The 14,573-nt window shown below is 62.0% G+C and carries 15 protein-coding genes; 10 read left to right on the forward strand and 5 right to left on the reverse strand.

What is annotated here, in order from left to right:
• Nucleotides 1-436: 436 nt before the first annotated feature.
• The gene (locus tag ACQ4WQ_RS12385; RefSeq protein ID WP_436497430.1) at nt 437-1,213 is read right to left on the reverse strand and encodes an enoyl-CoA hydratase; all 777 of its coding nucleotides are present in this window, start codon (nt 1,211-1,213) and stop codon (nt 437-439) included.
• 76 nt (nt 1,214-1,289) lie between these two features.
• On the opposite strand from ACQ4WQ_RS12385, the gene ACQ4WQ_RS12390 reads away from it, so the two are divergent.
• Entirely contained in the window at nt 1,290-2,591 is a 1,302-nt protein-coding gene (locus ACQ4WQ_RS12390; RefSeq protein WP_436497432.1) for an MFS transporter, read from the forward strand.
• A 137-nt stretch (nt 2,592-2,728) separates the two neighbouring features.
• Nucleotides 2,729-3,166 carry a universal stress protein gene (locus ACQ4WQ_RS12395; RefSeq protein ID WP_326457942.1) on the forward strand — a complete coding sequence of 146 codons (438 nt, stop codon included), beginning with the start codon at nt 2,729-2,731 and terminating at the stop codon, nt 3,164-3,166.
• Between the two features lie 40 nt (nt 3,167-3,206).
• On the opposite strand, the gene mltA is transcribed toward ACQ4WQ_RS12395, so the two are convergent.
• Nucleotides 3,207-4,487, reverse strand: a complete 1,281-nt coding sequence (gene mltA / locus ACQ4WQ_RS12400; protein WP_495542707.1) for a murein transglycosylase A — start codon at nt 4,485-4,487, stop codon at nt 3,207-3,209.
• Between the two features lie 10 nt (nt 4,488-4,497).
• Here mltA and ACQ4WQ_RS12405 point away from each other — a divergent pair, with 10 nt between their 5' ends.
• Nucleotides 4,498-4,644, forward strand: a complete 147-nt coding sequence (locus ACQ4WQ_RS12405) for a hypothetical protein (RefSeq protein WP_170909598.1) — start codon at nt 4,498-4,500, stop codon at nt 4,642-4,644.
• A 23-nt stretch (nt 4,645-4,667) separates the two neighbouring features.
• Here the strand turns inward: ACQ4WQ_RS12405 and apaG are convergent, their stop codons facing one another.
• The gene (gene apaG / locus ACQ4WQ_RS12410; protein WP_035828598.1) at nt 4,668-5,042 is read right to left on the reverse strand and encodes a Co2+/Mg2+ efflux facilitator ApaG/CorD; all 375 of its coding nucleotides are present in this window, start codon (nt 5,040-5,042) and stop codon (nt 4,668-4,670) included.
• Between the two features lie 157 nt (nt 5,043-5,199).
• On the opposite strand from apaG, the gene rpe reads away from it, so the two are divergent.
• The 7 genes from rpe to ACQ4WQ_RS12445 all read left to right on the forward strand — a co-directional run bounded on the left by rpe (nt 5,200) and on the right by ACQ4WQ_RS12445 (nt 11,318).
• A complete protein-coding gene (rpe, locus tag ACQ4WQ_RS12415) occupies nt 5,200-5,874 on the forward strand; it encodes a ribulose-phosphate 3-epimerase (RefSeq protein ID WP_086145604.1) in 675 nt (224 codons plus the stop codon).
• The gene (locus tag ACQ4WQ_RS12420) at nt 5,874-6,590 is read left to right on the forward strand and encodes a phosphoglycolate phosphatase (RefSeq protein WP_436497437.1); all 717 of its coding nucleotides are present in this window, start codon (nt 5,874-5,876) and stop codon (nt 6,588-6,590) included. The genes rpe and ACQ4WQ_RS12420 overlap by 1 nt, the downstream gene beginning before the upstream one ends.
• A 249-nt stretch (nt 6,591-6,839) precedes the next feature.
• Complete coding sequence (trpE, locus tag ACQ4WQ_RS12425; protein WP_436497439.1) at nt 6,840-8,336, forward strand: anthranilate synthase component I; 1,497 nt, start codon at nt 6,840-6,842, stop codon at nt 8,334-8,336.
• A 1-nt stretch (nt 8,337) separates the two neighbouring features.
• On the forward strand, nt 8,338-8,901 hold the full coding sequence (locus ACQ4WQ_RS12430; RefSeq protein WP_326457946.1) for an aminodeoxychorismate/anthranilate synthase component II: 564 nt from the start codon (nt 8,338-8,340) through the stop codon (nt 8,899-8,901).
• 65 nt (nt 8,902-8,966) lie between these two features.
• Nucleotides 8,967-10,010: an anthranilate phosphoribosyltransferase gene (gene trpD / locus ACQ4WQ_RS12435; protein WP_436497441.1), complete on the forward strand. Its 1,044-nt coding sequence runs from the start codon at nt 8,967-8,969 to the stop codon at nt 10,008-10,010.
• Between the two features lie 34 nt (nt 10,011-10,044).
• Nucleotides 10,045-10,845 (forward strand): indole-3-glycerol phosphate synthase TrpC, encoded by an 801-nt coding sequence (trpC, locus tag ACQ4WQ_RS12440; RefSeq protein WP_326457948.1) that lies wholly within the window; start codon nt 10,045-10,047, stop codon nt 10,843-10,845.
• A 20-nt stretch (nt 10,846-10,865) separates the two neighbouring features.
• A complete protein-coding gene (locus tag ACQ4WQ_RS12445) occupies nt 10,866-11,318 on the forward strand; it encodes a putative periplasmic lipoprotein (RefSeq protein ID WP_326457949.1) in 453 nt (150 codons plus the stop codon).
• Here ACQ4WQ_RS12445 and ACQ4WQ_RS12450 read toward each other — a convergent pair.
• Complete coding sequence (locus ACQ4WQ_RS12450; protein WP_436497444.1) at nt 11,269-12,438, reverse strand: GGDEF domain-containing protein; 1,170 nt, start codon at nt 12,436-12,438, stop codon at nt 11,269-11,271. The genes ACQ4WQ_RS12445 and ACQ4WQ_RS12450 overlap by 50 nt on opposite strands.
• A 217-nt stretch (nt 12,439-12,655) precedes the next feature.
• Nucleotides 12,656-14,533 carry a M61 family metallopeptidase gene (locus ACQ4WQ_RS12455; protein ID WP_436497446.1) on the reverse strand — a complete coding sequence of 626 codons (1,878 nt, stop codon included), beginning with the start codon at nt 14,531-14,533 and terminating at the stop codon, nt 12,656-12,658.
• Nucleotides 14,534-14,573: the final 40 nt, after the last annotated feature.

The raw sequence follows: 14,573 nt of genomic DNA on the forward strand, positions 1-14,573 counted from the left end.
TTGCATGTGTAAGGCATGCCGCCAGCGTTCAATCTGAGCCAGGATCAAACTCTTCAGTTTAATCTCTGTTACTTTGCCATTTTATTGGCACCGTCATTGCTGACGGGTCGCTCACTCGAAAAACTGACAGGCTGTTTCTTGCGAAACATCCTATTCATTTACTTCTTGTGAACATTTGATATTTTAAGTTTTACGCTGCTTGCGCAGCGCTGCACTCACATCAAATGCCCACACTTATCGACTGTTAATTGTTAAAGAACTGTATTCGGTTACTGCTTTCGCGCTATCGACAAAGCGTTGTGTTTGTCAGCTGCGAAGAAGGAAGAGTATGAAGCGTTTCGGCTAATTCGTCAACCTTCTTTTTTACTACCCAGCCCCGGAAGGCCGTCCCTTTTGTGCCGCAAACCAGTGCGTCTCATCGGGGAGGCGAATCATATCAAAGACCGTCGAAGTTTGGCAAGCGCTTTTCCAGGAAAGCGTGCATGCCTTCTTTTTGCGCAGGCGTGCCGAAGGCGGCCTGGAACAAGCGGCGCTCGTAGGCGACGCCATCGGTCAAGGTGGTTTCAAAGGCGCGGTTGACGCAATCCTTGATCATCATGGCCACCGAGGTCGGCATGGCGGCGATGGTCTTGGCGGCGGCCAGGGTTTCTTCCAGCAATTTATCGGCCGGCACGACGCGCGATACCAGGCCGATGCGTTCTGCCTCGGCAGCGTCGATGGTGCGTGCCGTCAGCAACAAGTCCATGGCCTTGGCCTTGCCGATGGCGCGCGGCAGACGCTGCGTGCCGCCCGCACCCGGCGTGACGCCCACTTTGATTTCCGGCTGGCCGAATTTGGCGCTGTCGGCGGCGATCAGGAAATCGCACATCATGGCCAGCTCGCAGCCGCCACCGAGCGCATAGCCAGCCACCGCGCCCACTACCGGTTTGCGCACCCGCAAGATATGCTCCCAGTTGCGGCTGATGTAACCCTGGGTAAAGGTATCGGGATACGTGTAATCCGCCATGGCGGCGATATCGGCGCCGGCGGCAAACGCTTTTTCGCTGCCCGTGAGCACGATACAGCCGATATTCTCGTCGGCGTCGAATTTCAGCAAGGCGTTGCCCAGCTCATTCATCATGTTGTCGTTCAAGGCGTTCAAGGCCTTGGGACGGTTCAGGCGGATGATCGCCACTTTGTCCTGGATGTCGATGATCAAGTCTTCGTATTGCATAGTGTCTCCTCTCGATGAACGGTGCAACGATTGTAGCGGCTAACGGCAGCGGTGCGGCAGGTGCGCTGCTATTATTGTGAGCCCGATCACCTTTATCGAGCAGCGTATCTTCTCCTCCTTCTTCCAGTACTGCGCCCGCTATCTGCGCGGCGATGGCAGCGCCGCCAGCGTCAATTTTCGCCGCCTGTGGTTCAGCAACGGCCTCAATTGCTTCGGCGCCCAGGTCACTTCGCTGGCCCTGCCCCTGTGCGCGATATTGTTATTGCATGCGACGCCGGAACAGATGGGCGTGCTGGTCGCCCTGCAGGCGCTGCCGTTCGCCCTGTTCGGCTTGCCAGTCGGCGTGCTGCTGGACCGGCGCAGCAAGCATCCGATCATGCTGTTCAGCGAAAGCATGTCCGGCCTGGCCCTGGCCAGCGTGGCCGTCGCTTACTGGTGCGGCGTGCTGTCGATGCCATGGTTATATATCGTGGGATTCATCATCGGCACGGGCTTCGTCGTCGGCGGCGGCGCCGAACAGGTTTTCCTGACCTTCCTTGTGGGCCGCGACGGCTTGATCGATGCGCAGTCGAAATTTGCCGCCACCGAATCGGCTTCGCGCCTGATCGGCCCCGGCCTGGCCGGCGTGCTGGTGCAAGTGCTGTCGGCGCCCGTCGCCATCCTGTGCACGGCTTGCGGCTACCTGGTTTCCGTCTTCAATTTGCGGGCCATGAGCGTGCGCGACCCGCGCCCGGCGCCCTCCGACAAGCACGCCTTGCGCGACATCGCCGACGGCTTGCTGTTCGTGTGGCGCGAACCGCTGCTGCGCGCGCTGGCCTGGGGCGCCGGCATCTGGCACTTCCTGTTTTACGCCAGCATGGCCTTGACGGTGCTGTTCGCCACGCGCGACCTGGGCATGAGCCCTGGCGTGCTGGGCATGACACAGATGCTCGGTGGCGCCGGCGTCTTGCTCAGCGCCTTCATCGTCAAGCCGCTGACGAAACGCTACGGCGCCGGCCGCACCATCCTGATCGGCCTGGCTTCGACCTCGCTCTGCTTTGCCCTGACGCCAACGATTCCCGCCGCCTTGTTCGGCAGCGCGGCCGCCAGCGCCGTCGCCTATGCCATATTGATGTTCTTTTTCGATTGCGGCGTGATGCTGTTCTTTATTCCCTACCTGGGCTTGCGCCAGAAGGTCACGCCCGATCCCATGCTGGGCCGCATGACATCGACCATGCGCTTCCTGACGGTGGCGACGGCGCCGCTGGGCGCGCTGGCCGCCGGCTGGGTCGCGGAACATTTTGGCGTGCGCAATGGCCTGGCCTGCATCGCGGCAGGCAGCATTGCGTTGACGGTCGCCATGGTGTGGGGCACGCCGCTGCGTAGCGTGCGCACCTGAAGCGAGGAACGGGCATACACTGGTGAAAAATTGCCTTGGCGACACTATTCATGCCAAAGCCTGTGAGGTTTGATTTACATCAAGGTTTTAATTGATGTAAATCCATAAGCTGTCTTACATCACTTGAGGAGCACGCCATGTTTAACACCATCTTATTTCCCACCGACGGCTCGCCGTTGTCCGACAAAGCCGCCGAGACCGCCATCGCCTTCGCCCAACTGAACAAGGCAAAGCTGGTCGCCATCAGCGTGGTGCAACCGTTCCCGTTTTCGCCGATGGCCGACGGTGGCATCGTGCTCGATGCCAGCCTATATGAACAGCAGATGCAGGAAGCCTCGCAACGCGCCATCGACAAGATCGGCGCAGCGGCACGCGCCGCTGGCGTGCCCTTCGAAGGCGTGGTGGCCGTGTCACCGAGCCCGCACGACGAAATCGTCAATGCGGCGCAAACCTATCATTGCGACATCATCCTGATGGCCTCGCATGGCCGCAAGGGCTTGAACAAGCTGTTCGTGGGCAGCGAAACGCAAAAAGTGCTGGCGCATACGCATCTGCCAGTGATGGTCTTGCGCTAACCTTGCACTAGCGCAATCTCAGCCCGGCGCCGCGAAAAAATCAGCGCGCCGGCGCCTGCTTCGGCAACAACACCCACACGGCGCCGCTCTGCTTCATGCGGCCCGCATTCTCGGCCGCTTCCGCGCCAAAACCAAAGAAATAATCGACCCGGATCGGCCCGCGAATGGCGCCGCCCGTATCCTGCGCCATCACCAGGCGCTGCATGGGTATCTCGCTATTGGCTTGCGTGGTGGCCAGGAACACGGGCGCGCCCAGCGGCAGGAAGCGTGAATCGACGGCCACCGAGCGCTGCGGCGTCAGCGGCACGCCCAGCGCGCCCTTCGGCCCCACTTTCGGATCGGGCAAACGCTCTTCCTTGAAGAAGACGTAGCTGGGATTGGCGTTGAACAATTCATCCTTGCGCGTGGGATGGCCGGCGATCCACGCCTTGATGCCCTGCGCGGACGCCTGGCTCAGGGTCAGCTCGCCCTTGTCGACTAGGTAGCGGCCGATCGACTTGTAGGGATGGCCGTTTTGATCCGCGTACGCCACGCGCACGGTTTCCTGCGTATCGGTCAGCTGCACGCGTCCCGAACCCTGCACTTGCAGGAAGAACGCTTCGACTTCGTCATCCACCCACAGCAATTCCTTGCCCGTGACGGACGTGGCGCGCTCGATGTCGGCGCGGGTCGCGTACGGTATCACCTTCTTGCCGACCAGCTTGCCCCGCAGGCGCATGTTCTTCAGTTCCGGATATACGCCGGCCAGGTCGACCGAGACCAGATCGTCGGGCACCTTGTACAGCGGTGTCTGGTATGGACCGCCGCGCTTGCGCGCGCCGTGCAGCAGCGGCTCGTAGTAGCCGGTGACGAGACCCGTGCTGACGCCATCGGCTGTGACGACTTGATTGGGCACAAAGAAAGTCTCGAAGAACAGGCGGATGGCCTTGTCGCTGTCGGCATTCACCTGGCGCGCGATCGTGCACGATTCCTTCCAGTCCGGACGTTTCACCAGCACGCCGCACGAAGCCATGAACGCTGGCCAGGCGGCGCGCATGTCGTCGCGGGCCCAGCCAGGCAAGGCGGCAAACTTGGCGGGCACGAAGGTGGGGGCCGCCGCTGCATCGATAGCGTCCTTGGCATCCTTGGCATCTGCCGGCTTGGCCGGCACGGGCTTGACGACAGTCGGGGCGATCGCCGGTGCCTTGCCAGTCGCGCTGAGCGGTTCTGCCGGCGGCGTGGTACAGGCGGAAAGCGCAAGCGCGACGGCGCCGAGTGAAACGGGTAGACTACCGCGTGTCAACAGACGGCGGGTAAATACTAAGCTGCGGGTAAATAACATAGGGGTGCGTATGTGGATCTTGATGATAGAGGCGCTGGTGGCGTTCTTCTTGCTGGCATTTATAGTCTGGTGGACCATGTATTCGGGTAAAAAACCCGCGCCACCGGCGCGCAAGCAGCTCAGCGAAGAACAGGACAGCACCGAAAAACTGAAATAAGGGGCGCGAGCCCCGGCGTTGCGTCAATGCAAGGTGCGCGGCACCGACAGCACGAACTCGGGAATCAAAGCTTCGAACTGATGGCCATCTTCGGCCACGCAGAAGTATTCGCCATGCATCGAGCCTTGCGGCGTGCCCAGCATGGTGCCGCTCGTGTATTCGAACTGTTCGCCCGGCTGCAACAGCGGCTGGTGGCCGACGGCACCCAGGCCGCGCACCTCTTCCACCTTGTTGTTCGCATCCGTGATGACCCAGTGGCGCGAAATCAGTTGCGCGCCAGCCGTTCCCGTGTTGACGACGCGGATCGTGTAGCTGAACACGTGCCGCCCCTGGTCCGGTGCCGATTGTTCGGGCAGATATTGCGTCTTGACCGTTACCGTAAATTCATAAGTCGCCATCATTATTCCTATTTAAACATTGCCAGTCGCATATTGCGTCGCGTGTACCGTATTGGCCACCGCGCGCCATGTATTCTGTGTTTCATTAAGGCATGGTAACGGCGCCAAGCGTAAAATAGCGCATCTTCGCATTTTCTACTTTGAGCCTTTAGCCACCATGACAACATTCCGTATCGCTCCCAGCATCCTGTCCGCCGACTTTGCCCGCCTGGGCGAGGAAGTGCGCAACGTCGTTACCGCCGGCGCCGACATCATCCACTTCGACGTGATGGATAACCATTATGTGCCGAACCTGACCATCGGCCCGCTGGTGTGCGAAGCGATCCGTCCGCACGTGCAAGTACCGATCGACGTGCATCTGATGGTCAAGCCTGTCGATCGCATTATCCCGGATTTCGCCAAGGCTGGCGCGAACATCATCACCTTTCACCCGGAAGCGTCGGATCACGTCGACCGTTCCTTGCAGCTGATCCGCGACAATGGCTGCAAATCGGGTCTGGTCTTCAACCCGGGCACGCCGCTGCACTACCTGGAACACGTGATGGACAAGATCGACATCATCCTGATCATGTCCGTCAACCCGGGCTTCGGCGGCCAGTCCTTCATCCCGCAAGCGCTGAAGAAAATCGCCGAAGCGCGCCGCATGATCGACGAATCGGGCCGTGACATCATGCTGGAAGTCGATGGCGGCATCAAGATCGACAACATCGCCGCCGCCGCCGCCGCCGGCGCCGACACCTTCGTCGCCGGCTCGGCCATCTTCGGCAAGCCGGACTACAAGGCCGTCATCGACGCCATGCGCGCCGAATTGGCCAAAGTAGCGGGCGCCTGATGCAAGCGGGCACGGTGAAAGACCACGTACTGGCCGGCGTGCGCGCCGCCATCATCGACCTCGATGGCACGATGCTCGACACCGTGCCCGATTTTCATGTCGCCATCAACGGCATGCGCGCCGAACTGGACCTGGCGCCCATCAGCGCCGAGACCATCAAGCAGATGGTGGGCAAAGGCTCGGAAAACCTGATCCGCACCGTGCTGGCGCTCGACTTCGATGCAGCCGGCGTGGACCAGCATTTCGAGCAGGCAATGGAGGGCTACCAGCGCCACTATCTGGCCATCAATGGCCAGTTCAGCACCCTGTACCCGGACGTGGAAGCGGGGCTGGCGGCAATGAAGGCGGCAGGCTTGCGCCTGGCCTGCGTCACCAACAAGCCGATCGCCTTCGCCCTGCCCCTGCTGCAGCAGAAAAAACTCGACGGCTATTTCGAAATCGTCTACGGCGGCGATTCGCTGCCAAGGAAGAAACCTGACCCCATGCCGCTGCTGCAAGTGTGCGCGGACTTCGACCTGGCGCCCGCCAGAGTGGTGGCTATCGGTGACTCCTCGAATGACGCGCAAGCGGCACGGGCTGCGGCTTGCCCCGTGTTGACGGTACCGTATGGCTACAACCACGGACACTCTATACACGAGACCGATTCCGATGGTATAGTAAATACGCTGCTCGAAGCGGCGCATTTTATTAGCATGCACAACAGACCAGCATACTGACCATATCCAACACCATATCGTGAACACGTTTCTCATCAAAAAACACAATGTCACCCAAACCGGCTCGATTGAGGCCTGGCTTTGGCGACGCTGGCAATCCTGGCAGGCCTGAGGGCCGAGCCGTGTAAGATTGCTGTCGGCTGCACGCGCGCATTTTGCGTATCTTGTGTGCACCGGCAGGTTTTTTGATAACCCACCGCAGGGTTTGTGCATCGCGCACACTTGTACCCTGACGGCATGGAGAGAAACATGACCGAACTCGAATTCAAATCGCTGGGCCAGCAAGGCTACAACCGCATCCCCCTGATCGCGGAAGCCTTCGCCGACCTGGAAACCCCGCTCACCCTGTACCTGAAACTGGCGCAGACCCAGCAAGGCGGCAAGAATACCTTTTTGCTCGAATCCGTCGTCGGCGGCGAACGCTTCGGCCGCTATTCCTTCATCGGCTTGCCCGCCACGACCGTATTGCGCAGCTACGGCAGCCGCACGGAAATCGTCAAGAACGGCGTCGTGATCGAAGAGCACGAGGGCAATCCGCTCGACTTCATCGAACAGTTCCAGTCGCGCTTCAAGGTGGCCCTGCGCCCCGGCATGCCGCGCTTCTGCGGCGGCCTGGCCGGCTACTTCGGCTACGACACCGTGCGCCACATCGAGAAAAAACTGGCCGGCGGCGCGCCCAAGGATGACTTGAACCTGCCCGACATCCAGCTGATGGTGACCGAGGAACTGGCCGTCATCGACAACCTGTCCGGCAAGCTCTACCTGATCGTCTACGCCGACACGGCGCAGCCCGAGTCGTTCAGCAAGGCGCGCCAGCGCCTGAAAGACTTGCGCATGATGCTGCGCCGCGGCGTCGATGCACCCGTGACCAGCGCTTCCGTGCGCACGGAAACCATCCGCGACTTTTCCAAGGAAGACTACCTGAAGGCCGTCGCCAAGGCGCACGAGTACGTGATGGCCGGCGACCTGATGCAGGTGCAGATCGGCCAGCGCATCCGCAAGCCGTATGTCGATTCGCCGCTGACCCTGTACCGCGCCCTGCGTTCGCTGAACCCATCGCCGTATATGTACTTCTATAATTTCGGCGACATGCAGATTATCGGCGCCTCGCCCGAGATTTTGGTGCGCAATGAAACGACGGCGGACGGCGGCAAGAAAGTCACCTTGCGCCCCATCGCGGGCACGCGTCCGCGCGGCGCCACGCCCGAGCGCGACGCCGAACTGTCGGCCGAACTGCTGGCCGATCCGAAAGAGATCGCCGAGCACGTGATGCTGATCGACCTGGCGCGCAACGACATCGGCCGCATTGCGGAGACGGGCAGCGTGCACGTCACCGACCGCATGGTCATCGAAAAATACTCGCACGTGCAGCACATCGTCTCGAACGTGGAAGGCACCTTGAAAGAGGGCCTGTCGAACCTGGACGTGCTGCGCGCCACCTTCCCGGCCGGCACGCTGACGGGCGCGCCGAAAGTGCGCGCCATGGAAGTGATCGACGAGCTGGAAATCACCAAGCGCGGCATCTATGGCGGCGCCTGCGGCTACCTGTCGTTTGGCGGAGAAATGGACGTGGCGATCGCCATCCGCACAGGCGTGATCAAGGATGGCATGCTGTACGTGCAGGCCGCTGCCGGCATCGTGGCCGACTCCATCGCCGAAATGGAATGGCAGGAAACCGAAAACAAGGCGCGTGCCGTACTGCGCGCCGCCGAACAAGTGCAAGATGGCCTGGATGGGGAGTTTTAAGATGCTGCTAATGATCGACAACTACGACTCCTTCACCTACAACATCGTGCAGTATTTCGGCGAGTTGGGCGAAGACGTGCGGGTTTACCGCAACGATGAAATCACGATCGAGCAGATCGAAACGCTGAACCCGGACCGCATCTGCATCTCGCCCGGCCCGAAAGCGCCGGCACAGGCGGGCATTTCGGTGGAAGTGCTCAAGCACTTCGCCGGCAAGAAGCCGATACTGGGCGTGTGCCTGGGCCACCAGGCCATCGGCGAAGCGTTTGGCGGAAAAGTCATCCGCGCCAAGCAGGTCATGCATGGCAAGACTTCCCTCATCGCGCATACGGGCGTGGGCGTCTTCAAGGACATCCCCAGCCCCTTCACAGTGATCCGCTACCACTCTTTGGCGATCGAACGCGCCTCGCTGCCTTCCTGCCTGGAAGTGACGGCGTGGACGGACGACGGCGAAATCATGGGCGTGCGCCACCGGGAATACGATATCGAGGGCGTGCAGTTCCACCCCGAATCGATCCTCTCGGAGCACGGCCACGCCCTGCTGAAGAATTTTCTCGAGCGCTGATCCCATGCGCACGCCCCGGCGTGCCATCAGTGTCCTCCTGCGCCATCATTGAAGAAGGAAGCATCATGCCGATCACCCCACAAGAAGCCCTGCTGCGCTGCATCGAACACCGCGAGATCTTTCACGACGAAATGCTGTACCTGTTCCGCCAGATCATGTCCGGCGAAATGTCCCCCACCATGATCGCGGCCCTCACCATGGGCTTGCGCGTGAAAAAGGAAACCATCGGCGAAATCGCCGCCGCCGCGCAAGTGATGCGCGAGTTTTCCACCAAGGTGCCCATGGCCGACACCACCAACTTGCTCGACATCGTCGGCACGGGCGGCGACGGCGCGCACACGTTCAATATTTCCACTGCCTCGATGTTCGTGGCGGCGGCGGCCGGCGCGCGCGTGGCCAAGCATGGCGGGCGCAGCGTGTCGTCCTCGTCCGGCAGCGCCGACGTACTTGATTCCCTGGGCGTCAACATCAACCTGCAGCCCGAACAGATCGCCCAGTCGATCGCGCAGACAGGCATCGGCTTCATGTACGCGCCGAACCACCATGCGGCCATGAAGCATGCGGCGCCCGTGCGCCGCGAACTGGGCGTGCGCACGATCTTCAATATCCTCGGTCCCCTGACCAATCCCGCCGGCGCGCCGAACATCCTGATGGGCGTGTTCCACGCCGACCTGGTCGGCATCCAGGTGCGCGTGCTGCAGCGCCTGGGCGCGCAGCATGCGATCGTCGTGTATGGCCGCGACAATATGGATGAAGTGTCGCTGGGCGCGGCCACCATGGTGGGCGAATTGATCAACGGCGAAATCCGCGAATATGAAATCCATCCGGAAGACTTCGGCATGTCGATGATCGCCAGCCGCAACCTGAAGGTGGCCGATTCCGTCGAATCGAAAGCGAAGATGATGGAAGCGCTGCGCGGCGAGCCCGGTGCGGCCGCCGATATCGTCGCCCTGAATGCGGGCACGGCGCTGTACGCGGCCGGCGTGGCCAGCTCGATCGAAGACGGCCTGGCGCGTGCGCGCACCGCCGTCAGTTCGGGCGCCGCGCTGGCAAAACTCGACCAGTTCGTGCAGGTCACGCAGCAGCTGGGCACCCCGCCGCAAGCGTAAGCCCTCCGCCCTCCTTGATAGAATAGCGACCATCATGTCCGACATACTCGATAAAATCCTGGCCGTAAAAGCCGACGAAGTGGCCAAGGCCAAAGCCCGCCGCAGCCTGGCCAGCCTGCGCGGCGACGTGGAAAGCGACAGCGCCCTGCGTGCCGGCCTGCGCGGCTTTGAAGCCAGCCTGCGCCAGCACATCGCCGCCGGCAAGCCCGGCATCATCGCCGAAGTGAAAAAGGCGTCACCGTCGAAAGGCGTGATCCGCGCCGACTTCCGCCCAGCCGACATCGCCGCCAGCTATGCGGCGCATGGCGCGGCCTGCCTGTCCGTGCTGACGGACGAACAGTTCTTCCAGGGCTGCGTGGATTACCTGCAGCAGGCGCGCGCCGCCTGTGCCATTCCCGTGCTGCGCAAGGATTTCATGGTCGACATGTACCAGATCTATGAAGCGCGCGCCATGGGTGCCGACTGCATCCTCCTGATCGTCGCGGCGCTCGACCACGGCTTGATGGCCGAGATGGAAGCGTGCGCCCACGAACTGGGCATGGGCGTGCTGATCGAAAGCCACGACGGCGAAGAACTGACGGCGGCACTGAAACTCAAGAGCGCGCTGATCGGCATCAACAACCGCAACCTGCGCACGTTCGAGACGTCGCTCGACACGACCATCAACCTGTTACCGCGCATCCCGCAAGACAAATTGATCATCACGGAATCGGGCATCCACAGCACGGCCGACGTGCAACGCATGCGCGATGCGCACATCCACAGCTTCCTCGTGGGCGAAGCGTTCATGCGCGCGCCCGACCCCGGCGTGGAGCTGGAACGCCTGTTCAGTTAAACCATGGTAGGCTGGCAGCCATGAGACACGCGATCACCGTCCTTGCCGCCGCCGTCCTGCTGTCGGCTTGCCAGACTGCGCCCCCGCCAGCGGAGCGCATTCCCCCTCGCACGCCGGACGCGATACAGCTTGCCGCCAGCGTCGACGTCTACAAGTCGCTGGTAGCGCAGCAGATCATGGCGGCCAACGCAGAATATACGTTCAGCGGGCGCCTGCCGCCCATGCTGCCGGCCATCGTCGTGCTCGACCTGAGCGTGGGCCCCGACGGCGAATTGAAAAGCGTGCATGTGCACCGTTCGCGCGACAGCGACGCCTCGGCCGCGGCGCTGGCCGCCGTGCGGCGCGTGCAGGTTCTCTTTCCGCCGGCGGCACACCTGATGCGCCGCCACGCCAAGACTTTCGATTTTTCCGAAACTTTTCTCTTCAACGAGCAGTACCGCTTCCAGCTGCGGACCTTGTCCGGTCCTCAGTAAACACGCAAGCATCGAGTTCGATGCGGTCGCGTCCCCGCTCCTTGGCCAGGTACAGGGCCGCATCGGCGCGCGACAGCAATGCTTCCAGCCCTTCCACCACCGATGCCTGGCAAGCAACGCCGATGCTGACCGTACACGATGGCAGCCCCGCATGACTGGGCTCGCGCAGCAAGGCGCGGATGCGTTCGGCCACGCCCAGCGCATTATTCGCCGGCATGTCCGGCATCAGCACGACGAACTCCTCGCCGCCGAAACGCGCCACGCAATCCGATTCGCGCAAGGCGCCGCCAATGATGGTGGCCACATGCGCCAGCACCTGGTCGCCCACCGCGTGACCGTAACGGTCATTGATCGATTTGAAGTAATCGAGGTCGATGCTGAGCAGTGTCAGCGGCAGACGGCGGCGCCGCAGATTGCCGATTTCGCGCGCATAGGCATCGCCAAAGCCGCGCCGGTTCAGCACCTGCGTCAGCGGATCGTGGGTCGAACGGCGCTCCAGTATCTGCTGCAGGCGCCGCGTCGCCACCGTCATGAAGCCCACCGTCAGCAGCAGCGCCATGAAATTGGCAACCGCCAGATAGATACCGGCCGGCGTGCCGGCCACCGCCAGGTTCACGCTGGCGCCGCCATGCAGCAGGGCCGACACGCCGCGCGCCAGCACCACGACCGCTTGCAGCAGCATCAGCACGGCAAAGAAAAAACTCGAGAAATGGCGCTCGCCATGAAGCCACACCAGTTGCACCTGGCGCGTATAAAACAGGAAGACCAGCAGGGAGAAGGCAGCCACACGCGCCGAGAAATCGGGGCGCACCAGCAGCCACCAGCTATTGCCGGCGATGGCCAGCGCAAGTATCAGCAGATAGGCGCGGCGGCTGGGCGCCAGGCCAAAGAATTTCTCCGTGCCCAGCATCGACAGGCCGATGCCGGCCACCAGCGCCGCATTGGCCGCGATCGTGGACAATGCCGGCGGCAGCACCTCGCGGGTGCCGAACAGCAGGGACGCGCACACCAGCAGCAGCAAACCGGCCGCCCAATGCCCCAGGCCATGTACTTCGCGCCGAAAACTGCGATACACCGAGAACATGACGATGCTCATCGCCCCGCACATCAGGGTCGTCATCAGCATAATCGTTCGAGGATCGAGGGTTTGCACGTTGGGCACGATCTAAAAGAGACAATGCGGCAATTTTAGTTTAGTTAAAGAAAAATTAGTTCATTTGCAGTAAATTTATGGCAATCGCCAGTGCCAGCGGATGCGTTGCAACCGAGAATTGCTGCCTGAAATAGAAAACCGGCCAGTGAGGCCGGTTTTCTGTCTTACTGCACGACAAACAGCATCATGCCGCGCTAGGACGCTTCGGCCCCGTGGCCTTCTTGGGCGCCGGCAGCAGGGTCAAGCTGACACCGGGCACACGGTCGCCCTGCAGCACGGCGGCAAACGTCATCAGCTCGTCGCGGCGGAAGGCGTGAATGGCCACCCTGGCGCCGACGGCGTAACGGCCCAGCAAGGTGTCCAGGTTCGCCGGATTGCCCGTTACGCGCAAGCCATCGACGGCCACCAGCACGTCGCCCGCCGACAGGCCGGCCACGTGGGCGGCCCCGCCCTGGTGCACCTGCGCCAATTTGGCGTCGTTGCCGTCGCGGCCCAGGTTGACGTCCAGGCTGGCTTTTTCAGCCTTGCGCGCGTCGCTGTATTTCACGCCGAACGGTGCCAGCAGGCGCGCCAGCGGCACGTCGTCCGTGCCGCGGATGTAGCGCTCGAAGAACGGTTTCATGCGCGTGCCGGAGACCTCATCGAACAGGGCTTCGACTTCGCCCGGCGTCACGCCGCGCGCTTTACCCTTGTAGAAATCGCGGCCATAGCGCTGCCACAGCGCCTGCATCACGTCGTCCAGCGATTGCTCGCCATTCGTCTTGGTGCGGATCATCAGGTCGAAAGCCAGCGCGATCAGCGAACCCTTGGTGTAGTAGCTGACGATGGCGTTCGGCGCGTTTTCATCCTGGCGGTAGTACTTGCCCCAGGCGTCGAAGCTGGAATCGGCCACGCTTTGCTTGGTGCGGCCGCTGCCGCGCAGGACGCTGTTGACGGTTTTCCCGAGCAGCTTGAAATAGGCCGCCTCGTCGATCAGGCCCGCGCGCACCAGCATCAGGTCGTCGTAATAGCTGGTGAAGCCCTCGAACAGCCACAGCAGCGGCGAATAGCTTTCCGCCTGCAGGTTGTACGGCGCGAAGGCGGCCGGCTTGATGCGCTTGACGTTCCAGGTGTGGAAGTACTCGTGGCTGCACAGGCCCAGGAATTTCAGGTAGCCGTCGCCGATCTCGGTGCTGTTGGAGGCCGTCGTCGGCAGGTCGGCGCGCGCGCAGATCAGCGCCGTCGAGGCGCGGTGTTCGAGGCCACCGTAACCGTCGCCGACGGCCATGGTCATGAACACATAGCGGTCCATCGGCGCTTTCTTCGTCTTCGGTTCGAAGAAGGCGATCTGCGTTTCGCAGATGGCTTTCAGGTCGCGGCACAAACGCGGCAAGTCCAGGTTCGGCACCTTGCCCGTGACGACGATATCGTGCGGCACGCCATATGCGGTGAAGGTGGCCAGCGCGAAGTCGCCCATTTCCACCGGGTGGTCGATCAGCTCATCGTAGTTGGCTGCCTGGTAGCTGCCGAAGCCATAGCGCTTGGCCTTGAGTTCCGGCAGGGTGGTGGCCACGCGCCAGGCCTTGCAGGCCGCATCCTTGGGCTGCACGATGTGTACTTCATGGGCGTCGGATTCCTGGCCCAGCACGCGCAGGAATACGCTGGTGCCGTTGAAGAAGCCATGGTTCTGGTCCAGGTGGGCGGCGCGCACGGACAGGTCCCAGGCATACACGTCGTATTCGACCGTCAACGGGCCCTTGCACGGGGCGGCTTGCCACGAGTGCTTGTCCAGTTTGGCCAGCGCCACGGCCTTACCCTCGGATTCGGCGCGGATGCTGACGATGTTGCGCGAAAATTCGCGGATCATGTAGCTGCCCGGGATCCAGGCCGGCAAGGACAGGACCTGGCCGATGGCGGCCGGCGACTTGACCGTCAACGTCACCTTGAACATGTGGCCGGCCAGGTCGGCGGCGGCGATGCTGTAGATGATGCCGGCGGCGGGAGCTGTCTTCGGTGCTGCGGCTTTGCTTGTGGCCTTGCCGGAGGCTTTTGCGGTGATTTTTTTAATCGGTGCTTTCTTCATGTTTTCCTCGTGTCTGGCTTATCTTCCCGGGAGCGCCACT

The sequence above is a fragment of the Janthinobacterium goodfellowi genome, assembly GCF_051380695.1.
Lineage (GTDB): Bacteria > Pseudomonadota > Gammaproteobacteria > Burkholderiales > Burkholderiaceae_D > Janthinobacterium.